This is a genomic window from Rahnella contaminans, from assembly GCF_011065485.1.
Taxonomy (GTDB): domain Bacteria; phylum Pseudomonadota; class Gammaproteobacteria; order Enterobacterales; family Enterobacteriaceae; genus Rahnella; species Rahnella contaminans.
In genome coordinates, this window is record NZ_JAADJS010000001.1 from 386,507 (window position 1) to 410,405 (window position 23,899).

Below are 23,899 nucleotides of genomic sequence, written 5' to 3' on the forward strand. Positions count from 1 at the left end.
CGTCAGCTGAAGTGAATTCTGTCCCGAAGATTACAACGTATGTTCCGTTCGCGCGATAATATCATCTTGCGCTTCCGGCGATAAAGCGGTGAAGAAGGCCGAATAACCGGCCACACGCACCACCAGATCCCGATAGTTTTGCGGTTCCTCGCGCGCTTTCAGCAACGTCTCGCGGGACACAATATTGTACTGTACGTGCCAGCCTTTGTGCTCCTCAAAGAACGTCCGCAACATCAGCATCAGCGTCTGGCGGTCGGTTTCATTTTCAAGCGATGCCGGATTGAGCTTCTGATTTAGCAGTACGCCGCCGAGGATCGCTTCCGTCGGTAATTTCCCCAGCGAATTAAACACCGCCGTTGGCCCCAGATGGTCTGTACCGGAAGCCGGGCTTGCGCCTTCAGCCAGCGGCGTGAACGCTTTACGTCCGTCAGGTGTCGCTGTGGTCGCTGCGCCAAACGGCACGTTAGCGGAAATCGACGAGGTTCCGGCGTAGTACGTTCCGCCAATCGGGCCGCGCCCGAAACGCGTGTTGTGATAATTCGACAGCTCGTCGATGTAGCACTGATAGGCGCGTACCAGAAGATTATCCACACCGTCATGGTCGTTGCCGTACTTTTCCGCACCGTTGATCAGCCGCTGACGTAAACGCTCGCCGTCCAGCCCCGCGTAGTCGGAAGCCAGCGCATCCGCCAGTTCCTGCTGCCCGACGGAACCCTGTTCGAAGACCAGTTTTTTGACCGCTGCCAGACTGTTGCCAAGATTGGCAATCCCGACCTGCAAGCCGGAAACCCAGTCGTATTTCGCGCCGCCTTGTTTGATGGTTTTGCCGCGCTCGATACAGTCATCGACCAGCGCAGAACACAGAATATCCTGCGCATTTTCTTCCAGAACGGTATCGACAACACATTCGATTTCAATCGATTTACGCGTGTAATAGCGGATTTGCTCATCCCACTGCGCAAAAACCTGTCCGAAGTTTTCAAAGTTGCCTTTAGACAGCCCGCGTTCCTGCGGCAGAAATTGCTTATGGCTTTTGGCGTCCTGCCCCTGTTCGAGCGCAGCCAGCATAACGCGGGCAAAGTTGATGAAACTCATGCCGGTGCAGCGGTAGCCCCATTTTCCGCCGACGGCGGTTTCGATGCAGCCGATGGCGGCGTAATCGTAGGCATCTTCTTTCTCGACGCCGAGTTTGATGAATTCAGGGATCACAATTTCATCGTTATTAAACGCGGGCATCCCGAAACCACAGCGGATCACCTGCACGCAGGCATCCAGAAAATCGCTGCTCATGCCTGCGTGATAACGCACGCTGAGGTTTGGCTGTGTGGAACGCAGCTGACCGCATGATTCAAGAATGGCGTAGGAAAGCGGATTAACCGCGTCGGACGCCACGCCGAGATGCAGTTTCTGGCCGCCGATGGTGACGTTCTGATACAACGGGCTGCCCGCCGACGCTTTGGAGTGTGTACCGGAGCGGATTTTGTTCACTTCCAGCAGTTTCAACCAGCAGCTTTGCAGCAACTCAATGGCGTGACCGCGATCCAGCGTTTGCTCAAGTTCGACGTCACGGCGGTAGAACGGGTAAAGATACTGATCCATGCGGCCAAACGAAACGGAATGCCCGTTGGATTCGATCTGCAAAATCAGCTGGATGAAATAGCACAACTGTAACGCCTGCCAGAAGCTGGAAGGTGGCTGATGAGCGATCACGTGACAGTTTGCGGCAATCGCCAGCAGCTCATCGCGACGGTTCTCGCGCGGCTCGGCGGCGGCCATTTCCTGCGCCAGATCGCCAAAGCGCACGATATGATCGCTGACGGCAGCCAGCGTGATATCAATGGCTTTCAGCAACTGTTCTTTATGCAAATCTTCCCAGTCGGTCAGATTAACGCGGCTGCGGCGTTCATCGACTTTATGGCGCAGTCCGTCCAGCCCCAGCCCGAGCAGGAGCGGGAAATTGACCGCCAGATGGGCATCGCCGGACGTCATATTGCCTTCGGCTTTTACGATGCCGCTGTCGAGCAGTGCTTTCTGCTCATCAGTGAACATGCCGTAGCAGCGATCCTGCACCGTCTGCCCGCGCCACCACGGGCAAATTTCGTGCAGAACATTCTTATTCTTTTCACTCACCGCGAAACCGGCTCCCGGCCGGTCGGCCAGCGCATCAATTTCGTTTTCAATCCAGCTGACGGTGTATTCCGGGAAAATCGGCGCGGCACGCACTTCGCTGGCCTGATTCCCGACGATCAGCTCGTCATGTTTGATCCAGACAGTCCGCTGCCTGAGATGTTCTGCCAGTGCCAGCGCGCGGCGGACGGCCAGGGGTTTATCCGCATGTTGCTGATAAATCTGCGTGTAATGCTGTGCGCGTTCGGTACACACCGGCGGTTTTACGATGTGGATCAGCGCGTCTTTATGGGCGCGAATGCGGGCGGAGAGGGTATTCAGGTTCAATGTCGTCATTATTTTTATCCTCTTAACTGTGCACAAAGACCTTTCTCGGCGGCGTATTCTTCAGCAAACGTCAGCAGGTCCGGGTCATTTAATGGCTGGCGCGGGGCCAGATAGGGTTCGCCGAGCAGGACATATTTATTGATACCCAGCGTGTGATAAGGCAAAAAGTGGATGGCATCACAACCGGTTTCCCCCGCAGCGAAATCCACAATCTGGCGGATGGACGCCCGGTCGGCGTTGAAATCAGGGATCAGCGGCACGCGGACAATCAGCTTCTGACCGGCAGCCGCCAGACGGCGAAAATTGTCCTTCACCCGTTTTGCTGAGCCACCGGTCAGGCGTCTGAACGGCGCGTCGGCGACGTGCTTTAAATCGGCCAGCAGCAAATCCAGCGCGCCGAGAGAAGGCTCGATATATTTCCAGGGGACGTGCAGACAGCTTTCCACCGCCGTATGTAAACCCGCGTGGTGACAGCGTTGCAGCAGATTCAGCGTCGTCTGTGGTTGCATAAAAGGCTCGCCGCCGGAAAGCGTAACGCCGCCGCCGGTGCGCTGATAAAACGGCTTATCGCGCAGGATTTGCTGCATCAGGCTTTCCATATCTGCGTCTTCGCCGCAAACGCTCAGCGCACCGGAAGGGCAAACCTGTTCCATCTGACATAAATCTTGCGCAGAGAATGCCTCGCGACGCAGGCAGATCCCGTCATTTTCTGCGGTCACTGCACGGGGAAATGCCTGCGCACAATGCTGACACCCGGCGGTACACAGCCGCGAATCAAACAATACGTCGGGTTTTTCTGAACGGCTTTCCGGGTTCTGGCACCAGGTACAACTCAGTGAGCAGCCCTTGAGAAAAACAACCGTGCGGATCCCCGGCCCGTCATGGGTGGAATAACGTTGCACATTAAAAATCATCGCGGCGCTCCCTTAAGTTTCTTCTTTCGTAATTTAAATACTTTCATTCGAAAGTCATTTTGATAACGATCAATAAACCCGCCGCTTGCAGAGGTACACTCTCCGATACTTTGCATTCGCTCACAGGTTTAAGGAGAAGGTTATGGAGCTGTATCTCGATACTGCCGATGTTATTGCGGTGAAACGTCTTTCGCGCATTCTGCCGTTGCAGGGGGTCACGACGAACCCGAGCATTGTGGCGAAAGAAGGAAAATCCCTCTGGGAAGTGTTGCCTGCCCTGCGTGACGCCCTCGGCGGAACCGGGAAATTGTTTGCCCAGGTGATGGCGGCGGATGCAGAACAGATGATCGCCGAAGCCCTGCTACTGTCGCAGCGGGTGCCCGGTTTAGTGGTGAAAATCCCCGTCACGGCGGAGGGGCTGGCGGCGATTAAAGCCTTAAAAAGCATGAATATACCAACGCTCGGCACGGCTGTTTACGGCGCAGGTCAGGGGCTCTTATCCGCGCTGGCGGGTGCTGAATACGTTGCGCCTTACGTGAACCGTCTGGACGCGCAGGGCGGCGACGGCATTGCGATGGTCAGAGAATTACAGACGCTGCTGAGTCTGCACGCGCCGCACTCAAAAGTGCTGGCGGCCAGTTTCAGAACGCCGCGTCAGGCGGTGGATTGCCTGCTGGCGGGCTGCCAGTCGATTACATTACCGGTGGATGTTGCTGAACAACTTCTCGGTACGCCAGCGGTTCAGGCGGCGGTGCAAAAGTTTGACGCTGACTGGCAGCAGGCTTTCGGCACAACGTCCATAAGTTAAAAATTCCCGGCATTTCAGAAACCCGCACAGGCAACTGCTGCGGGTTTTTTTTGTTTTTGTGCGGCAGAAAAATCCGGAATTGTGATTTCTCTCCGAAATTAAATATTGACGGAATATTTATTAAAACTACAGATCTATAAAATAGAAACAACGTTTCAATTTATGAGTTGCATCACTTTTATAGCCCTGAGAAATGGATAACGTAGCGGCATTCGGAAGTCCGTTCCTTTTAAATCAGGTGAAAAATAATGCACATTAAACGAGCGATAGAAAAAATCCCTGGCGGGATGATGTTAGTGCCTCTCTTCATCGGTGCCTTGTGTCATACCTTTGCGCCTGATTCCGGTAAGTATTTTGGCTCCTTCACCAACGGTTTGATCACCGGCACGGTGCCGATTCTGGCCGTCTGGTTTTTCTGCATGGGGGCATCCATCAAACTGAGCGCCACCGGGACGGTTCTGCGTAAATCCGGCACGCTGGTTGTCACAAAAATTGCCGTCGCCTGGATTGTCGCGGCAGTGGCTTCGCGCTTTATGCCGGAAAACGGCGTCGAGTTTGGCTTCTTCGCCGGGCTATCCGTTCTGGCGCTGGTCGCGTCCATGGACATGACCAACGGCGGGCTATATGCCTCGGTCATGCAGCAATACGGTACAAAAGAAGAGGCCGGCGCCTTCGTGCTGATGTCTCTGGAATCCGGCCCGCTGATGACCATGATCATCCTCGGTACGGCGGGAATTGCCTCGTTTGAACCGCATGTTTTCGTCGGCGCCGTCCTGCCGTTCCTGATTGGATTTGGTCTGGGGAACCTCGACCCGGAATTACGCGAATTCTTCAGTAAAGCCGTTCAGACGCTGATCCCGTTCTTCGCATTCGCACTGGGTAACACCATCAACCTGAGCGTTATCGCACAAACCGGTTTGCTGGGTGTCATGCTGGGCGTGTCAGTGATTATCCTGACCGGCATTCCGCTGATACTGGCCGATAAATTCATCGGCGGCGGTGACGGCACCGCAGGGATTGCCGCCTCCAGTTCAGCCGGTGCCGCGGTGGCCACGCCGGTACTGATTGCCGAAATGGTGCCAGCGTTCAAACCCGTCGCCCCGGCCGCCACGGCGCTGGTCGCCACGTCAGTGATTGTCACCTCAATACTGGTGCCGATTCTGACCGCGATGTGGTCGCGGAGAGTGAAGAATAAAGCCGTGAAAGGCAAAGTGGCGATGGATCCGCCGATGGCGAGTGTGAAGTAGGCAGAACGGGTGGGTGTTCAATCACCCAAGTGGCCGAGAAAGTTTCGGTTTTTCAATCACTGTGAACACTTAACTCCCTGTGCCTAAACCGACAAAAGAGGGCTATGGCGAGCCCTCTTTTGAATCTCCGCGTCTTTTTTACTGCGCGCTTTTGCTCGCAGTAAAAAAGCCCGGGATTTTCAAGGGGCGCGGCGAAAGGCGCTCCTTGTAGTCAGTCTGGGCTGTAACCCCTAGGTCCTGACCCTCACCGCAAGTGAATAAATTTACCAATCTTAAAGCACCTTCTCCAGGAAGGCTTTTGTCCGCTTATGCACCGGCCTGTCCAGCACCTGCGTTGCACTTCCGCTCTCGACAACGGCGCCATCTACCATAAACACCACCTGATCGGCGACCTGCCGCGCAAAACCGATTTCGTGCGTCACCACCACCAGCGTCACACCTGACTGCGCCAGTTTTTTGATGACGTCCAGCACTTCGCCGACCAGCTCCGGATCAAGCGCGGAGGTGGGTTCGTCGAACAACATCACTTTCGGATTGAGCGCTAAGGCGCGGGCGATGGCGATACGCTGTTGCTGGCCGCCGGAAAGATGGCGCGGCCAGGCGTGGGCTTTTTCGCGTAAACCGACGGTATCCAGCAACTCATAAGCACGGGCGATAGCTTGTTTGCGGTTCAGCAAGCCGTGAACGACGGGCGCTTCGATGATGTTATCCAGCACCGTCATGTGCGGGAATAAATTGAAATTCTGGAAAACATACCCGACGTGGGTGCGTTGTTTGAGGATTGCGCGTTCTTTCAGTTCGTACAGCGTATCGCCTTTGCGGCGGTAACCGATGTAATCGCCGTCAATCTGGATAAACCCCTCATCGACGCGTTCCAGATGATTGATGGTGCGCAGCAGGGTAGATTTCCCTGAGCCGGACGGGCCAAGGATCACCGTTACCGTGCCGGGTTCGATGCTCAGGCTGACGTTATCCAGCGCTTTATGCGCGCCATAGTATTTGCTCAGGTTATTGATCTCGATGCGCCCGACGGTGGCGGCCTGTGGCTGGCGCGGAAACAACCGTTCAACGGATGCGTCATGAGGCGGTTTTACGAATAAATCAAAGGCTTCAGACATAGATTTCTCCAGAATTATGAACGGGCGATACGCCACTGGAGCAGACGCTGCAACGGCGTAGGCGCAACCTGGCGCACGGTGCCGCGCGAGAAGTAACGCTCGACGTAATATTGCAGCACCGACAGCACGGTGGTAATCAGCAGATACCACACGGTCGCCACCATCAGCAGCGGGATCACCTGCTGCGTGCGGTTGTAAATCACCTGTACGGTGTAGAACAGCTCCGGCATGGAAAGCACGTAAACAATCGATGTGCCTTTCGCCAGACTGATTACTTCGTTAAAACCGGTCGGCAGAATCGAGCGCAGGGCCTGAGGCAAAATGATGCGGAACGTCCGGCGGTAGGCCGGTAAACCGAGCGCGGCGGCGGCTTCGTGCTGGCCGTGTTCGACGCCTAAAATCCCGCCACGGATGATTTCTGCGGTATATGCCGACTGCACCAGCGAAAGCCCCAGAACCGCGACCGAGAACTGATCCAGCAAATTCACGGTTGGCGTGCTGAAAAAGGAAATGGACGTAAACGGAATGCTGAGCGACAGGCTGTCGTAGAGATACGAAAAGTTGTAGAGGATGATCAACACCAGCAACAGCGGTAGCGAGCGGAACAGCCAGATATATCCCCAGGCCAGCGCATTCATCAGATAGGATTTTGACAGGCGGGCGAGGGCCAGCGCCGTCCCTAAAATAATGCCAAAAAGCGTGCCCAGTAAGGTCAGCAGCAGCGTTTTCCCCAGCCCGGAAAGGATGACCGGGTCAAAGAACCACTGGCGAAAAACGCCCCATTCCCAGCGGGAGTTGGTCGCAATTGACTCAACGATGCCCAGCAGGATAAAAACTGAAAATATCGCGCCAGCCACCCGCCACGGATAGCGTGCAGGAACCACTTTTAGCGGCGGATGATTCGCGGAAGTCGGGGCGTTTTCGCTCATGGTGTTCTCTTTCTTCTGGCAATTTCAGGTAACAGGGACGTCAGCGGTCAGCGCCTTGGTAAACGGCAAACGACCGTCGTACGGCGGGCGGGAATAGACATCCGGGTCGAGACGCGTGTCAAACAAGGGCTGATAACCGTGGGACAAATACAATCCGACCGCTTCCGGCTGGCGGAAACCGGTAGTGAGGAAAACTTGCTGATAACCGTAAGCGGCGGCGCGGCGTTCCAGTTCGAGTAAAACCTTCTGTGCCAGCCCCTGGCGCCGCAGTGAGCGGTGCGTCCAGATGCGTTTCAGCTCTGCCGTTTTCTCGTCGTAGCGCTTGTACGCGCCCATCGCAATGGGCGCTCCGTCTCTCAGCAGCACAATAAACGTGCCGTCCGGTTTGGAAAATACGCTGTCATCTTCCGGCGGCTGGCTGGAGAAATACTCACCGTAGCGCTCGCGGTATTCACCGAACAGCCCCTGAATGAACGGCGCAATCAGCGGGTCTTCCGGCACGGTCTGGATAAAAACGTCATCGCTCATGATGCAATCCTCTTTACTCAGTCGCCCAGTCCTGGCGGATTAATTTCGGAGTGGTCGATTTTCTCAACGCTTTCACCCCAGCGGTTAAGCACCTGCAAATAGGTGCCGTTGGCGATGGCGCTGTTAAGGGATGCCTGAACCGCGTCCACCAGACCGTTGCCTTTTTTCAGTGTCACGGCAATGTTCGCGGTTTTCGGCCACCCGCCCGGTACGGTGCCGACCAGTTTTGTTTTGCCGGTTAACAGCGCTTTGTAGGCACCGGTGACGTTTGGCCCGAAGGTCGCATCGGCGCGGCCAGATTGGATCGCCAGCGTCGCGGCGGCGTCATCAGTGACGTACTGTGGTTTCAGCGCCGGTAAGCCTTTGGCCTGATTCTCTTTATCCCACGCCAGCAACACGGCTTCCTGATTGGTGCCGGAGCCGACAATAATGCGTTTCCCGGCGATGTCCGGCGCGGATTGTATCGAGGTGATTTTGCTGTCGGATTTCACGTAAAAGCCCAGCGTATCTTCGCGATACGTGGCGAAATCAAACTTGGTTTTGCGGTCTTTCGTGACGGTAATGTTGTAGATGGCGGCATCGTATTTCCCGGAGGTCACGCCCAGCGGCCAGTCTTCCCAGGAAGCCGGAACCACTTTCAGTTTCAGGCCCAAACCGTCGGCGACCAGACGGGCGATATCCGCTTCACTGCCGATCACGGTCTTGTTATCGCGGGCATACAGGCCAAACGGCGGGGCGCTGCCCAGCACGGCGAGCGCCACGGTCAGCGTGCCGGGTTCAACAAACTTAAAGTTAGCCGGGATTTTTGCCACAGCTTCCGGGTTTTTCGGTGCGTTAATGGGTTTTTCATTCGCAATCAGGTCGATACCCGGTGCAGCCTGTGCCAGTGCAGAAAGACTTAATAAAGCGGCGATGGTGGTTAATTTAAGGCTGTGTTTCATCATTATTTTTATACCCTGCATTCTTATTGTATGTGGTGATGACAGTGAGACGACAATTTCACTATTCCCGAGTGTTACAGGGATGTAAAACAACAAAATTAAATAATGAAAGAGATAAATTGGAAATAAAGGCCTGCCTGAAATAGCCACGCAAAACGCCCGGATTACCGGGCATTTCAACAGGAATGAAATTAAAGAAGGCTATTTTCCGGTTAATTCCCGCAGTGCTTTCTCAGCCAGTTGCTGGAAATAGGCGGCTGCCGGATAAATAGCGGATTCGTCAGGATTAAATTGCGGATGATGCAAGCCAAATTCACTGGCGGAACCGATGCTGACGAACGCGCCGGGGACGTGATGCAGATAAAAAGCAAAATCTTCGCCGCCCATTTGCGCCGTCGCGACTTCCGTTTTATAGCCAAATTCAGCCGCTGCTTCCAGGCTGAAATCCGCCCAGCGTGGCGTATTCACCACCGCCGGCGGCCCGCCAAACCAGTGCAGTTCGGCTTTCGCACCCAGTGCCGTGGCCACGCCAGAAATTACCTGACGGATACGTTCCGGAATCTGTTCGCGGACAGCGTCGTTATGTGTGCGCACGGTGCCTTCGAGTTCGACGGTTTGCGGCAGCACGTTCCAGGTATTGCCGCCTTCAATGCGCGTGACGCTGACCACCGCCGCTTCCTGCGCGCTGACGTTGCGGCTGACCACGGTTTGCAGCGCAGAAATGATGTGGCTGGCGGTGACAATACTGTCGACGCCTTCCTCGGGATGCGCGGCGTGTGCGCCTTTGCCGGTGATCGTGATACTGAACCGGTCAACGTTGGCATAGAACGCGCCGCCTTTGGTGGAAAAGGTGCCGACCGGCAGCTCAGGCGCATTGTGCAGGCCGAAAATGACATCAACGTTTTCCAGCGCACCGGCTTTAATCAGCTGCGATGCGCCGCCAAACCGTTCTTCCGCAGGCTGGAAAAACAGACGCACGCGCCCCGGAAGCTGGTCTTCGCGGGCTTTGAGTAAATACGCCGCGCCAAGAATAACGGACGTGTGAAAATCGTGGCCGCAGGCGTGCATCACGCCGGGATGTTGCGAGCTGAAAGGCACGCCGGACGCTTCTTCAATCGGCAACGCGTCAATATCACCGCGCAGCGCCACCAGCGGGCCATCCGGCGAGCCGATTTCAGCCACAACGCCGGTTTTCAGCCCGAGATCCAAAATCCGTACTCCGGCCGCATTCAGCCAGCCGGTAATTCTTTGCGTGGTCGCAAATTCCTGATTCGATAATTCAGGGTTCTGATGTAATTCACGACGATGGGCGATGAGTTTGCTTTCTAATAAGGATGAACCGGACAGCGTCCCGGTGCGCTCTTCATTGGCAAGTGAAATGCTCATTATTCGTAGCCTTTTATAAGGTGTGGTTGCAGTCATTTCATCGTAGACAGGAAACCCCTTTTCGCTAAAGACTCTGTGGCTATATTTTATAAGCACTTTTCTTCTCAGGGCGCATAGCAAAATAATGGCTATCGATGCGCAATTTAATTATTTAGCTTTGTCCTCACTTCGTGGAACTCTTTTTAACATGAACTGATTTTTTTCATGAATTGAAATCTGTGGATAAAAGGAATACCCCGAGTGAATTACCGACTGAGCTTATTAGACCAAAGCCCGATAAATGAAGGACAACGTGCGGAGCAGGCACTGGAGGCCACGCTGACGTTTGCGAAAACGGCAGAAAAACTCGGTTATCACCGCCTGTGGGTTTCTGAACATCACGACACAGAAAAGCTGGCAGGCAGCTCGCCGGAAGTGCTGATTGCCTGGCTTCTGGCTCAGACCTCGACGCTACGGATCGGCTCCGGCGGCGTCATGCTGCAACATTACAGCCCCTACAAAGTCGCGGAGAATTTCCATCTGCTTTCAGCGCTGGCGCCCGATCGCGTGGATATCGGCATCGGCAAAGCGCCCGGCGGTTTACCGCTTTCAACCAAAGCGCTGCGGGGCCATGCTCCGGCAGATTCCGCACCCGGTTTCCCCGCGCAGTTACAGCAACTGACGCATTATCTGACTCATCTCGACGACAATCTGGCCGGTGTCGAAGCCCGCGCATTGCCGCAGCCGCCGGTTGCTCCGCAGCGTTTCCTGCTGGGCGCGAGCAAAGAAAGCGCCCGTCTGGCGGCCTCGCTGGGTTGGAATTTTGTTTTTGCCGGTTTCATCAACACGTCCGCAGAAGTGATGACCGAATCGGTGCTGGCGTACCACGAATATTCCGCCGGACAGGGGCAGGCGCTGGTCAGCCTTGCGGTGATGGCCGCCGAAACGCGGGAACAAGCCGCCGCACTGGTGGCAGAGCAACATAATTTCCGCGTCACCGTTGGCGATAAACATGTGACTGTCGGCACCCACGAACAGGCCGAAGCGTTTGTCCGGCAAGCCGGGGCGACGCAGTACCGCATTGAACAGCAGCAGATCAGTGTGCTGCACGGCACGCCCGCCGATATTCATGAACAGCTGCGCGACATTCAGCGCCGTCTGTGCGTTAACGAATTTGTCATTCATACCCCACTGACAGATGCCGCCGTGCGTCTGAAGTCCATCGAATTGCTGGCTGGCCAGCTTTAAGGAGATCTCATGAGCCATTCAAAAAGTATCAAGCTCGGTCTGATGTTGCACGGGGCCGGCGGGCATATGAATTCGTGGCGTCACGAAAAAGCGCCTGCCGATGCCAGCGTGAATTTTCAATATTTTCGCGATTTAGCGTTGCGCGCTGAAGCAGCCGGTTTTGATTTCCTGTTTGTGGCCGACGGTCTGCACATCAACGAAAAATCGCTGCCACATTTCCTCAACCGCTTTGAGCCGGTTGCGCTGCTGTCGGCACTGGCGTCCGCCACCCACAGCATCGGGCTGGCGGGGACGATTTCGACGTCGTACAGCGATCCGTTTACTGTGGCGCGCCAGCTGGCGTCGATTGACAACATCAGCCAGGGCCGTGCGGGCTGGAATGTGGTGACGTCGCCGCTGGCCGGTTCGGCGAAAAACTTTGGCAAAGATCATCCCGAGCATGCGCTGCGTTACCAGATTGCGGAAGAGTACATCAACGTGGTGCAGGGTTTGTGGGATTCGTGGGAAGACGGCGCGTTTGTGCGTGACCGCGAAAGCGGCGTGTTTTTCGATGCAGCCAAACTGCACAAACTCAATCATCAGGGGCAATTTTTCTCGGTCGAAGGCCCGCTGAATATCCAGCGTTCGCCGCAGGGGCAGCCGGTGATTTTCCAGGCGGGCGCTTCTGATGCGGGTATCGCACTGGCGGGTAAATCTGCCGATGCAGTCTTCACCAATGCGCGCACGCTGGAAGAGGCGCAGGATTACTCCGCCAAACTCCGGGCGCAGGTAGCAAAAAATGGCCGTCATCCGGTGGGAATTTTCCCCGGCATCAGCCCGGTTGTCGGCAAAACTGAAGCAGAAGCGGAAGCCAAATATCAGTACCTGCTTTCGCTGCTGTCGCTAGACGACGCGCTGGCGTATCTCGGCCGCTTCTTTGACCATCACGATTTCAGCCAGTACCCGCCGGATGGCCCGTTCCCTGAGCTGGGCGATTTAGGCCAGAATACGTTCCGTTCCACCACCGACAGCATCAAGAAACAGGCGAAAGAGGAAAACCTCACATTGCGTGAAGTGGCGTATCAGACCACGCTGCCGCGCGGTGAGTTTTTCGGTACGCCGGAACAGGTCGCCGACCGGCTGATCCGCTGGGTGGAAGAGGGCGGTGCGAGCGGGTTTATCATCAGCGGACCGGTGCTGACCGAAGCGCTCGACGACATCACCCGTCTGGTGCTGCCGGTGCTGGCGGCGCGCGGTTACTGGCATCCTTCCGAGGCGCATACGCTGCGCGAGCGTCTGGATATTCCGTTCAAAACCAACCGCTACAGCACGCCGGAAACCGTTCGTGAGGCTGTGAGCGCGAAATAGTTACAACATACTGATCTTTAAAAACAGCCCGCCCGGTTCAGCCGCGGCGGGCTTTTTGCTGTTCAGGGAATGACGGGGTTGCCTGCGCAGAGAATTGGGGGTAGGCTTTTGGCAATTAAAAAACGATCGGTCTAAATTATGAGTGATGCACTGACAATCCCGCCCGAAGCCCCGCCCGTAGCGGCTAAAAAGCCCCGCCGTGGCCGTCCGCCGAAAACTGAACGCGATTTTGCGGATACGCGTGACGCGCTGATCCGCTCAGGGCTGGAAGTGATCACGGAGATGGGCTATCTGTCGGCGGGTATCGATGCGGTGATTAAAAACATCTCTGTACCCAAAGGATCGTTTTATCACTATTTCGCCAGCAAACAGGATTTCGGCATGGCAGTGCTAACGTCCTACGGTGCGTTCTTCGCCCATAAGCTTGACAAGTTTTTACTCAATGACGCATTGGCGCCGCTGCAACGCATCGGCGCATTTGTCGATCACGCTGGTCAGAGTATGGCGAGATTTGAATTTAAACGGGGCTGCCTGGTCGGCAATTTATTACAGGAATCCCCCCTGCTTCCCGATGATTTCCCGGAAAAGCTGAAAGCGATTTTGCAGGAATGGGAAAGCCGCGTGGCGCGTTGTCTGGAAGAAGCGCAGCGGGCGGGAGGCATAAACTCCGGCACGCCTCCTGCGCAACTGGCGGAGATCTTCTGGTCGGGCTGGGAAGGGGCAGTGATGCGCGCCAAACTGTTCCGTTCAGCCGAACCGCTGAATCAGTTTTGGGCATATTTTCAGAAAAACATTCAATAAGAAATTCAAAAATAGCACCTGCAATCATTACGTTAGTCATCGCATTTCTAACGACAACTCTTCGAACTCCTGAATAATTAAGGGAAAAAAATGAAAGCACTGGTTCTGGAACAGCAAGACAAAGCCACACTGGCCGAAGTTAAAGAGATCGCACTGCCGGAAATGGCGGAAGGCGATGTGCTGGTGGATATCAGCTGGTCCGGTCTGAATTACAAAGACGCGCTGGCGATCACCGGCAAAGGCAAAATCATCCGTCAGTTTCCGATGGTGCCGGGGATCGATTTTTCCGGCCGCGTCAGCCGCAGCAATGACGCCCGCTTTACTGCTGGCCAGCCGGTCATTCTCACCGGCTGGGGCGTGGGCGAAACACACTGGGGCGGTCTGGCAGAACAGGCTTGCGTGAAAGGCGACTGGCTGGTGGCTTTGCCGGAGGGGCTGGCGGCGCGTAATGCGATGATCATCGGCACGGCAGGTTTCACCGCCATGTTGTGCGTGATGGCGCTGGAGGAGGCGGGCGTTAAACCGGAAAGCGGAACCGTCGTCGTGACCGGTGCCAGCGGTGGCGTGGGCAGTACGGCTGTCGCTTTGTTGCATACGCTCGGCTATACCGTTGCCGCTGTAACCGGCCGCGAGTCCACGCACGATTACCTGCGTACACTGGGTGCCAGCGAAATTCACTCCCGCGATGATTTCGCCGAAACCCGTCCGCTGGAAAAACAAATCTGGGCGGGCGCGGTGGATACTGTCGGCGACAAAGTGCTGGCCAAAGTGCTGGCGCAAACTAACTACGGGGGTTGCGTGGCGGCCTGCGGGCTGGCGGGCGGTTTTGGTCTGCCGACGACCGTAATGCCGTTTATTCTGCGCAACGTGCGTTTGCAGGGCGTGGATTCTGTTTCCGTGCCCGCTGACCGCCGTACTGCCGTCTGGGAACGTCTGCTGAAAATCCTGCCGCAGAGTTTCTACGAGCAGGCGGCGACTGAAATTACGCTTGAACAGGCTCCGGCCGTGGCGGCGGATTTCCTCGATAATAAAATTCAGGGCAGAACGCTGGTGAAAATCGCCGGTTAACCGCTTTTTCCGGCATCTCCCGGGTGCCGGATATCTTTCTCCTGCTCAATTTCCTCTCTGCACTAAAGAATTTCCCCGTCCGGGCCGATAAATAAGCCGTCCCTCTGAGAAAAAAAGAAAATTAATTTCCTGTTTTTCCGAATGACGCGCACGGCAAACGCACACGAAAACTAATAACGAAGGCATGGGGAAAGTATGGATAATTTTCAGAAAGAAATTGATGAAAGAACAAATCTCACTTCATCAAACCGGTTTGAATTACTGTTGTTCCGTCTGGGCTCATCGCCTGATGAAGAGCAGTCAGAATTATTTGGCATCAACGTTTTCAAGCTGCGTGAAATTGTCCCTATGCCGGCGCTGACCAAGGCGGCGGGAATGTCATCGCCGATGATGGGGATGACCAATATTCGCGGTGAAATTATTCCGGTGATAGACCTGCCTGCGGTCGTCGGCTGCGTGCCGAAAACCGGGCTGAATATTTTGCTGGTCACCGAATATGCCCGCAGCACGCAGGCGTTTGCGGTGGAATCAGTGGACGACATTGTTCGTCTGGAATGGAGCCAGGTGCTGGCGGCAGAATCCGGTGTGAAGAGCCGTAACATCACCAGCATTGCGCGTCTGGATAACGATAAATCCAGCAACCGTCTGGCGCTGGTGCTGGACGTCGAGCAAATCCTGCACGACATTATCCCGAACAACAATATCGACATGGACAAGAAGAAAACCAGCTCGTTCAAGATGAAACCGGGCACGGTGGCGATTGTTGCGGAAGACTCCAAAGTCGCGCGCCAGATGCTGGAAAAAGGTCTGAACATGATGGAAATCCCGGCGCAGATGCACGTAACCGGTCTGGAAGCCTGGAATAAAATCCGCAAAATGGCCGAAGAATGCAAAGCCGCTGGCGTGCCAATTTCAGACAGGATCTCCTTCGTGCTGACGGATCTGGAAATGCCGGAAATGGATGGTTTCACGCTGACGCTCAATATCAAACGTGACGAATTCCTGAAGAATATCCCGGTGATTATTCACTCCTCACTCTCGGGCAGCGCCAATGAAGATCACGTCCGCAAAGTCGGTGCCGACGGGTATGTGGCGAAATTCGAAATCAACGAACTCGAAGCCGCAATTCATAAAGCGCTGGACGCGAAAAAAGTCGTTCACGGGTAGGTTAGGAATACAGTTTAAATGCCCGCGCAAGCGGGTTTTTTTATGCCTGTGATCACCGGTATTGCTCGAACTCAATGGTTTCCCGAACCTTGTGTAACGTGGTGCGCAGGACTTCGATGGAAACTGAACCGAGCGCGAGCCGCAGCGCTTGCGGCACATTGACCGACGTGCAAAAAGGTGCGGCGGACGAAACAGAAATATTGCTGTCCATTAACGCACTGACCACCCGTTCGGCTCTGACATCTTCCGCCAGCGGTAGCCAGAGAAAGTACGAAACCGGATGTGTGATGCACGTCAGCGTGCCCAGACACTCCTTCGCCACAACCTGTCGCTGCCGCGCATCTCGCCTTTTCAGCGCTTCAAACCGCGACACGGTCCCGTTTTCAATCCAGCCGCACACCAGTGTGGTCATCAGCGACGGCGTATTCCAGGTTGTCGAGCGGATTGCCCGTTCAATCGCGGGCCGGTGCTGTGCAGGGCAGATCACCGTACCGACGCGTAATCCGGTCGCGACATTTTTTGAAAAACCGGTGACATAAACGGTGCGTTCCGGTGCATAAAACGCGACCGGCGGCGGCGGGCGCTGCACGAGATAGGCATACGCGGTGTCTTCGATAATCAGCAAATCATGCACTCGGGCAATCTCCGCCAGCGTTTTGCGCTGATTGCGATCCAGAACCCAGCCGAGGGGATTGTGCAGCGTGGGCATGGTGTACACCGCACGCACATGCCGTCTGGCACAAAGCTGGCGCAGTGCGTCAAGATCCGGCCCATCGGGATGAGACGGAATAGCCACAAGTTCAAGGTGATACAGTGCCGCCAGCGCCTTGAATCCGGAGTACGTCAGCGCATCAACCGCCACCACATCGCCGGGGCGGAGCAGCCCCATCACCGTAACCGTCAGGCCGTGCTGCGCACCATTGACGATCAGCACGTTTTCAGCTTCCGGCGTGAAGCCGTTTCCGGCCAGATGACGGGCAATAATCTCGCGGTCGGTCAGCCTGCCGGCGTGCGGCTGGTAGCGCAGATGGGATTCGATATCGCCCGTGGTGGCCATCTGGCGCAGCGCTTCGCGCAGCAATTCACCCTGACCGGGCAGTGCAGGATAGTTGAAGTTCAGATCCGTTACGTCGGTCGCGATAACATGCTGATCGACGCCGTGCCCCGCAGGCAGGGAAATATCACGCACAAACGTGCCGCGTCCGGTTTCGCCGCTGACCAGTCCCATCGCTTCCAGTTCGGTATACACGCGGGTCGCGGTCGCCAGCGAAATGTGCTCTTCCGCCGCCAGAAAACGGTGCGTCGGCAGCCTTGTACCTGCTGCGAGCGTGCCGGAACGGATGGCTTGCGCGAGGTTATCGACGAGGGTTTTGTATCGGGCTTTCATGAATTGTATCCATGACAATAATTTGATTGTACCGGATTGAGGAGACTACCATCGCCGCGTTCATTGCTCAAATTCCTACAGTGAGGTCTGCGTGGTTAATTCAGGGGTACCTAAAATAAAAGTGAATAAGACAGGGGGTATTAAATCAGAACCGGGCGCGTTATCCGGTTGGGTGAACGGTTTACTGGGCGTGATAATTTTCAGCGGCTCGCTGCCCGCCACGCGTGTCGCCGTGATGCAGTTGGACCCGTTCTTCCTCACCTTTGCCCGCGCGTCGGTTGCGGGTTTTTTCGCGGTGATACTGGTGTACGTAACCCGCGAGAAATGCCCTAAAGCATCGCAGATTTTACCGCTGATCATCGTTTCACTGGGCGTTGTGACAGGTTTTCCGCTGCTGACGGCGATGGCGCTTGAACACGTTACGTCGGCCCATTCCATCGTTTTTCTCGGGCTGCTTCCGCTCACGACGGCGATTTTTGGCGTGATCCGCGGCGGAGAAAGGCCGGGTGCCGCTTTCTGGATTTTTTCAGTGATCGGCAGCCTGCTGGTTGTCGGATTCGCCCTCTCGCAATGTGCTTCAGTTTCGCTGACCGGCGATTTACTGATGCTCGCGGCGGTGGCCGTTTGTGGTCTGGGCTATGCCGAAGGCGCAAAACTCACCCGCGTTTTAGGCGGCTGGCAGGTGATCAGCTGGGCGCTGATCATTTCGCTGCCGTTTATGCTCGTTGCCTCCGTCATTCTGCGGCCCGCATCCTTCAGCGCTGTCAGCGTTTCTGCCTGGATTGCGCTGGGTTACGTGTCGCTTTTCAGCATGCTCATCGGGTTTATCTTCTGGTACAAGGGCCTGGCGATTGGCGGGATCGCCGCTGTCGGGCAATTGCAGTTACTCCAGCCATTCTTCGGGCTTGCGTTATCTGCCACGATTTTGCATGAAACCGTCAACCCGCTGATGCTCGCCGTCACACTCGGCGTCATTGCCTGCGTGGCCGGGTCACGGAAATTCGCGCGTTAACCTGAAAGCGCTATATTATTTTTGCGAATAATAAATAACGTTATTTAAACGCCCGTCTAATCTTGCCACGAATAAATACTTAGCAATAATCCATCTAAATAAACCGGCCCGGTCTGAATATACTGGGTCGGCGCTAATTGCTTAATTTATTTACAGGATAATTAGAATGAAAAAAAGTCTCTGCTTATTACTCGCAGCGGGTAGCTTGTGGACGCACGCGACGTTTGCTGCAGCACCGGAAGAAGTACGGGTCGCCTACAGCGGCGGTTCTCAGGTGTTATTACTGGCGAAAGCTGACGGCTCTTTAGACAAAGCATTAAACAGCAAAGTGAAATGGGTCCAGTTTGCTACCGGTGCGGATGCGCTGACGTATTTCGCCAGCAACGCCATCGATATCGCCAACTTCGGTTCAAGCCCGGCGACTGCCGGTATTGTGCGTAAATTACCGGTGGAAATTATTGGTGTTTCCGGCGTAATTGCGACTTATGAACGGCTGATTGGTAAAGACGGCATTCATAATATTAAAGACATTGAAGGTAAGCGCGTGGCTTATCCGCCGAATTCTACGGCGCAATATGCGCTGGAAGCGGCAATCAGCGTCAACAAACTGGATCGCAGCAAAATTACGTTATTACCCCTGCGTCCCGCAGAAATGGTCGCTGCGTGGAAACGCGGCGATATTGATGCGGGTTACGTCTGGGCACCGTTCGCTCAGGAGCTGGAGTCTTCCGGCGGTCATCAGGTCTTTGCGACCAAAGATCTGCAAAAAGACGGTTACCTGATTTACAACAACTACGTGGTGCGTAAAGCCTTTGCGCAGCAATATCCGGAAGTTGTCACCGCATTCCTGCGCGTTCATCAGCAAAAAGTGGACGAGTTTAAACGCGATCCGGAGCATGCAGCGGCCATCGTGGCCAAAGAAGTGGGCGCGCCGGTGACCACGGCGGCCAACACGCTGGGCGGGCTGGAATATCCGACGCTGGCGGAGCAGGGCACGGCGGCGTGGTTGGGGAACGGCACGCAAACCAGCGACAGCGGTATCGGCAAAGCGCTGACGAAAACCTCGGATTTCCTCGCAGGCATTGGCGAACTGCGTAAGCGTGATATTCCGACCAGCTGGGACAATGCCATCAACTCCCAATACATCCGTGATGCGGCAGCCACCGCAAAATGAAGATGGGGCAACACATCACGATCAGCGTGATATCGGTCGGGATTTTCTTTGCCCTCTGGCAAATCGCCGCCACAAGGCAGTGGTTGGATCCGTTGCTGCTGCCTTCGCTGACCGACATCGGCCTGACTACCGAAGAGTTGCTGGCCGACGGTTACCGTCAGGTGCCGTTATGGCAGCACGTCGCGGTCAGTCTGGCACGGGCGCTGAGTGCTTTTTCGGTGGCGGTTATTTTAGGCATTCCGCTGGGGCTGCTGATGGGATTATCGGAAGGGCTGTCGGCGGTACTTAATCCGTTCGTTCAGTTTCTGCGTCCTCTGCCTAAGATTGCACTGATCCCGCTGGCCGTCGTCTGGCTGGGTATCGGCGAAGCCTCCAAGTTCTTCCTCATTTTTATCGCCACATTTCTGAGCGTTGTGGTTGGCGCGAATGCCGCCGTCGAGCGCATCGGGCGTTCGCGCATTCGGGTGGCGCAGACGCTCGGGGCATCACGCAGGCAGATTTTCCTGCGCGTGGTGCTGCCCGATGCGCTGCCGGAGCTTTTCACGACGGTCAGGTTGTCGGTCGGGATCGGCTGGACGTCGCTGATTGCCGCTGAAATGGTCGCCGCCAGTTCGGGACTGGGCTGGATGGTCATCAACGCCAGTTCATATTTACGTACGGATATTGTCATGCTGGGCATTTTGCTGCTCGGCGGCATTGGGTATTTGCTGGACTTATTACTTCTGGGGCTGCAACGCCTGTTTGTGCCCTGGGCGGGAAAAGAATAATGGCTGAACAAATTGCGCTTAAAGACGTGTCGTTGCAGTTTACCGCAAAACCGCACGCCTTCACCGTGCTGGAAGACATCTCCTTATCGTTGCAAAAGGGCGAGTTTGTCGTTTTGCTCGGGCCGTCGGGTTGCGGCAAATCCACCATCCTTAATCTGGTCGCAGGCTTTCTTCAGCCCGATACCGGTCGTGTGCTTTGCGGCGGCAAGATTATACAAAAACCCGGCCCGGCGCGGGGCATGATCTTCCAGCAACCGAATTTATTTCCGTGGCTGTCGGTGCTTGATAACGTCACGTTTGGCCCGCGTCTGGGCAGGCATCGCAAGGAGGACGTTAACGCCGAAGCCATGGACTGGCTGGCGCGCGTCGGGTTGCAAGGCTTTGAGCATCATGCGCCGTGGCAGTTATCCGGCGGGATGAAACAACGTGTGGCGCTGGCCCGTGCGTGGTTACCCGGTCCGGAAGTCTTGTTACTCGACGAGCCCTTTGGCGCGCTCGACGCCCAGACCCGCCTGATGATGCAGGAACTGCTGCGCTCAGCGTGGCTGGAAACCGACACCACGCTGCTGTTTGTCACGCATGACGTAGAGGAAGCGCTGTTTCTTGCCGATCGCATTCTGGTGATGTCGGCTAAACCGGGCAAGATCGTCGAAGAAATTGTCTCTCCCTTTGGCCGTGAACGCGATATCGAAACCCTTGCAGAGCATCCGCAGTACAGCGAAATCAAACATCACGTTTTACATCGCGTCCGCCAGGAGGCGAAACGTCATCTGAACACTCTCTGAAATGAATTAACTGTCATCAATAAAAGGTGAAAACAATGAGCAATAGCGAATTAAAAGCCCGGCTGGAACAGAGTATTCATCAGCACCGTGACGACTATATTGCGATATCCAGGGACATTCATGCGCATCCGGAAACCGGGAATAACGAATATTATGCCAACGACGTGCTGACGACGTTGCTGCAAAAACACGGCTTCAGCGTGACGTCCAACGTTGCCGGGCATGAAACCGCGTTTTACGCCGTAAAAGACAGCGGTGAACCCGGCCCGACCATTGCCTATCTTGCGGAGTACGACGCGCTGATCGATATCGGCCATGCCTGCGGTCACAACATTATTGGCGTGAGCAGCATTGCGGCCGCCGTGGCGCTGAGTGATACGCTCAGTGAAACCGGCGGCAAAGTGTTGGTGCTGGGTACGCCGGCTGAAGAAGGCGGATTGCGGGGCAAAGGCGGCCTGAACGGCAACGTAAAAGCGCGCTTTGTCGAACACGGTTTTCTGGATGATGTGGACGTCGCGCTGATGGTGCATCCGTCCGGAAGAACGCGGCTTTCCGGCCCGTCACTGGCAAATAATCATCTGTATTTTCATTTTTATGGCAAGCCGTCTCATGCCGGCAGCTCACCGCATAAAGGCGTTAATGCGCTGGATGCGCTGGTGTTGCTCTATAACGGTATCAGCGTCTTGCGCCAGCAACTGCCGGACGGTGTGCGCGTTCACGGCATTATCACCAACGGCGGGCAGGCACCGAACGTTATTCCTGAATACGCCTCAGCGCACTATTACATCCGCGCGGATACGCGGGAAGAAGTGCTGGCGCTTGAGCCACGGATCCGCGCAATTGCCGATGGCGTGGCGCTGGCGACAGGCACAACGGTCAAAATTGAGCATCAGGTCGGGCCGCGGGATTTCAATATCAATCATGTGCTCAATGGCGTGCTGCTGGAAGAATTCACGGCCGCCGGTGAAACCGTTGATCTGAGCGAAAAAGAGGGCAAAGGCTCGACGGATGCAGGTGATATCAGCCACGCCGTACCGACCGCGCACCCGTACATCAAAATCGGACCTGACGATCTTATCGGCCACACCGTCGCTTTCCGCGAAGCCGCCAACTCTCTTCAGGGTTATGACGCACTGATCACCGGCGCGCTGGTGCTGGCCCGCACCGGGCTGCGTCTGCTCACCGAACCTGCGCTTTTGCAGGACGCTAAAGATGAATTTGCCGGGCAAAAAAATCGCTCAAACGCCGCCTGATCTTACCGGAGCTACAACAAAATGAAGATGATGTTTTCTGCCGCGGCACTGTTGCTGGCGGCGGCTTTACCCTGGGATAACGCGCAGGCTGAAACGGTCAACCGGAACGCCACGCTAAACATTGCTTACGGCAACCGCCCTGGCACACTCGACCCTTATCTGACGACCAATAACGCAACGTCAGATGTGGACAGAAACATCTTTGAAGAGCTGTTTACCCTTAACGATAAGTTTGAGCCGGTACCGGAACTGGTGGCGTCTTACACCCTCAGCGACGACCGGAAAACCTACACGTTTGTCTTACGTGATGGCATTCATTTCCATGACGGGCAACGGCTGACGGCCGACGATGTGGTGGCCTCGATGAACCGCTGGCTGGCGGTTTCCACGCAAGGTAAAGCCAATCTGCCCGGCGCGCAATTTACCAAAATAGACGATAAAACGGTGCAGCTGACGCTGCCAGCGCCGTCGCTGATCACGCTTAACGTGCTGGCGGATGTGAAAAATATCGCTGCTATCATGCCGGAACGGTTGATTGACGAGGCGAACAGCACGAAAAAACCGGTCACCGAACTGGTTGGCACCGGGCCGTACAAACTGGCGGAATTCAAGCAGGGCGAGTATTTGCATCTGACGCGTAATGACAATTACGTCTCACGCAAAGAACCGGCCAGCGGGTTGTCGGGTGAGAAAAAAGCAGACGTCAAAGATATCTGGTTCCGTTATATCACCGATGAGTCAACGCGCCTCGCGGGTGCCATGACCGGGGAATACGACATCGTTTTCAATTTGCCAAAAGACAATATTGAAGCACTCAGCAATCTTCCGGATTTGTCGCTGACGCGGCCGGAAAGCGGCGGTTCATTGATCACATATTTGTTTAACAAGCAGCAGGGGCCGTTTGCAAACGTTAAGCTGCGCCAGGCTTTTAATCTGGCGCTAGACGTGCATCAGACCCTGCTGGCTGGCTACAGCGATCCGCGCTTTTTTGTCGAAGATCCGTCGTTAGGTTTCCCGGAGCAGGTGGACTGGTACAGCGAAGCGGGTAAACCGTACTGGAATCAGCATAACCTCGCAGAAGCCCGCAAACTGGTGAAAGAGTCTGGCTACAACGGTCAGGAGGTGGTGATTATCGCCACTAAAGAATATGCCGAACTTTACAACCTGGCGATTGTTGCACAGCAGGTTCTCAAGCAAATCGGCGTGAAATCTCGTCTGGATGTCTACGACTGGCCGACCGTATTGCAGCGCCGTCAGGATCCGAAAAACTTCGACCTCTGCGCACTGGAATTCTCAATGCGACAGGTTCTGCATCAGTATCCTTTCCTGGATTCCCGCGCCAGATTTCCCGGCCTGAGCAACAGCCCGGAAATCGATACGGTTCTGGATGGCATCAAGCAGGCACACTCGCTAAAAGACGCCAGAGGGCTGGTCGATAAGCTTAACGTGCTGACGTGGCAATACCTGCCGGTCATTGTGCTTGGACGAACCACGCCGGAGCCGGTCGCTATTAAGAAAAACGTGCACGGTTACCATGACCTGATCGGGCCAGTGCTGTGGAATGTGACGGTCACCCAGCCCTGACG

The 23,899-nt window shown here is 55.5% G+C and carries 21 protein-coding genes; 13 read left to right on the plus strand and 8 right to left on the minus strand.

Annotated elements, in window-relative coordinates:
• Positions 1–30: 30 nt before the first annotated feature.
• Both GW579_RS01785 and GW579_RS01790 read right to left on the minus strand, forming a co-directional pair.
• Positions 31–2,463, minus strand: coding sequence for a formate C-acetyltransferase/glycerol dehydratase family glycyl radical enzyme (locus tag GW579_RS01785; protein ID WP_165057157.1), 2,433 nt, complete (start codon positions 2,461–2,463; stop codon positions 31–33).
• Between the two features lie 5 nt (positions 2,464–2,468).
• Positions 2,469–3,368: a glycyl-radical enzyme activating protein gene (locus tag GW579_RS01790; protein WP_165057159.1), complete on the minus strand. Its 900-nt coding sequence runs from the start codon at positions 3,366–3,368 to the stop codon at positions 2,469–2,471.
• 142 nt (positions 3,369–3,510) lie between these two features.
• Here GW579_RS01790 and fsa point away from each other — a divergent pair, with 142 nt between their 5' ends.
• Both fsa and kdgT read left to right on the plus strand, forming a co-directional pair.
• Positions 3,511–4,176 carry a fructose-6-phosphate aldolase gene (gene fsa, locus GW579_RS01795; RefSeq protein ID WP_165057160.1) on the plus strand — a complete coding sequence of 222 codons (666 nt, stop codon included), beginning with the start codon at positions 3,511–3,513 and terminating at the stop codon, positions 4,174–4,176.
• A gap of 248 nt (positions 4,177–4,424) precedes the next feature.
• Positions 4,425–5,423, plus strand: a complete 999-nt coding sequence (kdgT, locus tag GW579_RS01800) for a 2-keto-3-deoxygluconate transporter (protein ID WP_152325956.1) — start codon at positions 4,425–4,427, stop codon at positions 5,421–5,423.
• A 272-nt stretch (positions 5,424–5,695) separates the two neighbouring features.
• Here the strand turns inward: kdgT and GW579_RS01805 are convergent, their stop codons facing one another.
• The 5 genes from GW579_RS01805 to GW579_RS01825 all read right to left on the minus strand — a co-directional run bounded on the left by GW579_RS01805 (position 5,696) and on the right by GW579_RS01825 (position 10,325).
• A complete protein-coding gene (locus tag GW579_RS01805; protein WP_229893161.1) occupies positions 5,696–6,541 on the minus strand; it encodes an amino acid ABC transporter ATP-binding protein in 846 nt (281 codons plus the stop codon).
• A gap of 14 nt (positions 6,542–6,555) precedes the next feature.
• Positions 6,556–7,470, minus strand: coding sequence for an amino acid ABC transporter permease (locus GW579_RS01810; RefSeq protein WP_165057162.1), 915 nt, complete (start codon positions 7,468–7,470; stop codon positions 6,556–6,558).
• A gap of 24 nt (positions 7,471–7,494) precedes the next feature.
• Entirely contained in the window at positions 7,495–7,998 is a 504-nt protein-coding gene (locus GW579_RS01815) for a GNAT family N-acetyltransferase (RefSeq protein ID WP_152325958.1), read from the minus strand.
• 17 nt (positions 7,999–8,015) lie between these two features.
• Complete coding sequence (locus GW579_RS01820; RefSeq protein WP_206738786.1) at positions 8,016–8,939, minus strand: ABC transporter substrate-binding protein; 924 nt, start codon at positions 8,937–8,939, stop codon at positions 8,016–8,018.
• 201 nt (positions 8,940–9,140) lie between these two features.
• Positions 9,141–10,325 (minus strand): M20 peptidase aminoacylase family protein, encoded by a 1,185-nt coding sequence (locus tag GW579_RS01825; protein ID WP_165057166.1) that lies wholly within the window; start codon positions 10,323–10,325, stop codon positions 9,141–9,143.
• 240 nt (positions 10,326–10,565) lie between these two features.
• Between GW579_RS01825 and GW579_RS01830 the strand changes: the two genes are divergently transcribed.
• The 5 genes from GW579_RS01830 to GW579_RS01850 all read left to right on the plus strand — a co-directional run bounded on the left by GW579_RS01830 (position 10,566) and on the right by GW579_RS01850 (position 15,935).
• Entirely contained in the window at positions 10,566–11,552 is a 987-nt protein-coding gene (locus tag GW579_RS01830; RefSeq protein WP_165057168.1) for an MsnO8 family LLM class oxidoreductase, read from the plus strand.
• Positions 11,553–11,561: 9 nt separating this feature from the next.
• On the plus strand, positions 11,562–12,899 hold the full coding sequence (locus tag GW579_RS01835; protein WP_165057170.1) for an LLM class flavin-dependent oxidoreductase: 1,338 nt from the start codon (positions 11,562–11,564) through the stop codon (positions 12,897–12,899).
• Between the two features lie 138 nt (positions 12,900–13,037).
• On the plus strand, positions 13,038–13,700 hold the full coding sequence (gene acuR / locus GW579_RS01840) for an acrylate utilization transcriptional regulator AcuR (RefSeq protein WP_165057172.1): 663 nt from the start codon (positions 13,038–13,040) through the stop codon (positions 13,698–13,700).
• 90 nt (positions 13,701–13,790) lie between these two features.
• Entirely contained in the window at positions 13,791–14,768 is a 978-nt protein-coding gene (locus GW579_RS01845; protein WP_165057174.1) for an oxidoreductase, read from the plus strand.
• A gap of 195 nt (positions 14,769–14,963) precedes the next feature.
• Positions 14,964–15,935, plus strand: coding sequence for a chemotaxis protein (locus GW579_RS01850; protein ID WP_165057176.1), 972 nt, complete (start codon positions 14,964–14,966; stop codon positions 15,933–15,935).
• 52 nt (positions 15,936–15,987) lie between these two features.
• On the opposite strand, the gene GW579_RS01855 is transcribed toward GW579_RS01850, so the two are convergent.
• Complete coding sequence (locus GW579_RS01855; protein ID WP_165057178.1) at positions 15,988–17,322, minus strand: aminotransferase-like domain-containing protein; 1,335 nt, start codon at positions 17,320–17,322, stop codon at positions 15,988–15,990.
• Between the two features lie 121 nt (positions 17,323–17,443).
• Between GW579_RS01855 and GW579_RS01860 the strand changes: the two genes are divergently transcribed.
• The 6 genes from GW579_RS01860 (at position 17,444) to GW579_RS01885 (ending at position 23,897) form a co-directional block, all read left to right on the plus strand.
• Positions 17,444–18,334: a DMT family transporter gene (locus GW579_RS01860; RefSeq protein WP_152325967.1), complete on the plus strand. Its 891-nt coding sequence runs from the start codon at positions 17,444–17,446 to the stop codon at positions 18,332–18,334.
• A 166-nt stretch (positions 18,335–18,500) separates the two neighbouring features.
• Entirely contained in the window at positions 18,501–19,508 is a 1,008-nt protein-coding gene (locus tag GW579_RS01865) for a taurine ABC transporter substrate-binding protein (protein ID WP_165057180.1), read from the plus strand.
• Positions 19,505–20,275 (plus strand): ABC transporter permease, encoded by a 771-nt coding sequence (locus tag GW579_RS01870; protein ID WP_165057182.1) that lies wholly within the window; start codon positions 19,505–19,507, stop codon positions 20,273–20,275. The genes GW579_RS01865 and GW579_RS01870 overlap by 4 nt, the downstream gene beginning before the upstream one ends.
• The gene (locus GW579_RS01875; RefSeq protein WP_165057184.1) at positions 20,275–21,060 is read left to right on the plus strand and encodes an ABC transporter ATP-binding protein; all 786 of its coding nucleotides are present in this window, start codon (positions 20,275–20,277) and stop codon (positions 21,058–21,060) included. The genes GW579_RS01870 and GW579_RS01875 overlap by 1 nt, the downstream gene beginning before the upstream one ends.
• A gap of 35 nt (positions 21,061–21,095) precedes the next feature.
• Complete coding sequence (locus tag GW579_RS01880) at positions 21,096–22,313, plus strand: M20 family metallopeptidase (RefSeq protein ID WP_165057186.1); 1,218 nt, start codon at positions 21,096–21,098, stop codon at positions 22,311–22,313.
• Between the two features lie 21 nt (positions 22,314–22,334).
• Positions 22,335–23,897 (plus strand): ABC transporter substrate-binding protein, encoded by a 1,563-nt coding sequence (locus GW579_RS01885; RefSeq protein WP_165057188.1) that lies wholly within the window; start codon positions 22,335–22,337, stop codon positions 23,895–23,897.
• Positions 23,898–23,899: the final 2 nt, after the last annotated feature.

Bases quoted from the DNA above. Each gene is read 5' to 3' on its own strand.
- GW579_RS01785 (WP_165057157.1), bottom strand. From the start codon at position 2,463: ATGACGACATTGAACCTGAATACCCTCTCCGCCCGCATTCGCGCCCAT.
- GW579_RS01790 (WP_165057159.1), bottom strand. From the start codon at position 3,368: ATGATTTTTAATGTGCAACGTTATTCCACCCATGACGGGCCGGGGATC.
- fsa (WP_165057160.1), top strand. From the start codon at position 3,511: ATGGAGCTGTATCTCGATACTGCCGATGTTATTGCGGTGAAACGTCTT.
- kdgT (WP_152325956.1), top strand. From the start codon at position 4,425: ATGCACATTAAACGAGCGATAGAAAAAATCCCTGGCGGGATGATGTTA.
- GW579_RS01805 (WP_229893161.1), bottom strand. From the start codon at position 6,541: ATGTCTGAAGCCTTTGATTTATTCGTAAAACCGCCTCATGACGCATCC.
- GW579_RS01810 (WP_165057162.1), bottom strand. From the start codon at position 7,470: ATGAGCGAAAACGCCCCGACTTCCGCGAATCATCCGCCGCTAAAAGTG.
- GW579_RS01815 (WP_152325958.1), bottom strand. From the start codon at position 7,998: ATGAGCGATGACGTTTTTATCCAGACCGTGCCGGAAGACCCGCTGATT.
- GW579_RS01820 (WP_206738786.1), bottom strand. From the start codon at position 8,939: ATGAAACACAGCCTTAAATTAACCACCATCGCCGCTTTATTAAGTCTT.
- GW579_RS01825 (WP_165057166.1), bottom strand. From the start codon at position 10,325: ATGAGCATTTCACTTGCCAATGAAGAGCGCACCGGGACGCTGTCCGGT.
- GW579_RS01835 (WP_165057170.1), top strand. From the start codon at position 11,562: ATGAGCCATTCAAAAAGTATCAAGCTCGGTCTGATGTTGCACGGGGCC.
- acuR (WP_165057172.1), top strand. From the start codon at position 13,038: ATGAGTGATGCACTGACAATCCCGCCCGAAGCCCCGCCCGTAGCGGCT.
- GW579_RS01845 (WP_165057174.1), top strand. From the start codon at position 13,791: ATGAAAGCACTGGTTCTGGAACAGCAAGACAAAGCCACACTGGCCGAA.
- GW579_RS01850 (WP_165057176.1), top strand. From the start codon at position 14,964: ATGGATAATTTTCAGAAAGAAATTGATGAAAGAACAAATCTCACTTCA.
- GW579_RS01855 (WP_165057178.1), bottom strand. From the start codon at position 17,322: ATGAAAGCCCGATACAAAACCCTCGTCGATAACCTCGCGCAAGCCATC.
- GW579_RS01865 (WP_165057180.1), top strand. From the start codon at position 18,501: ATGAAAAAAAGTCTCTGCTTATTACTCGCAGCGGGTAGCTTGTGGACG.
- GW579_RS01870 (WP_165057182.1), top strand. From the start codon at position 19,505: ATGAAGATGGGGCAACACATCACGATCAGCGTGATATCGGTCGGGATT.
- GW579_RS01875 (WP_165057184.1), top strand. From the start codon at position 20,275: ATGGCTGAACAAATTGCGCTTAAAGACGTGTCGTTGCAGTTTACCGCA.
- GW579_RS01880 (WP_165057186.1), top strand. From the start codon at position 21,096: ATGAGCAATAGCGAATTAAAAGCCCGGCTGGAACAGAGTATTCATCAG.
- GW579_RS01885 (WP_165057188.1), top strand. From the start codon at position 22,335: ATGAAGATGATGTTTTCTGCCGCGGCACTGTTGCTGGCGGCGGCTTTA.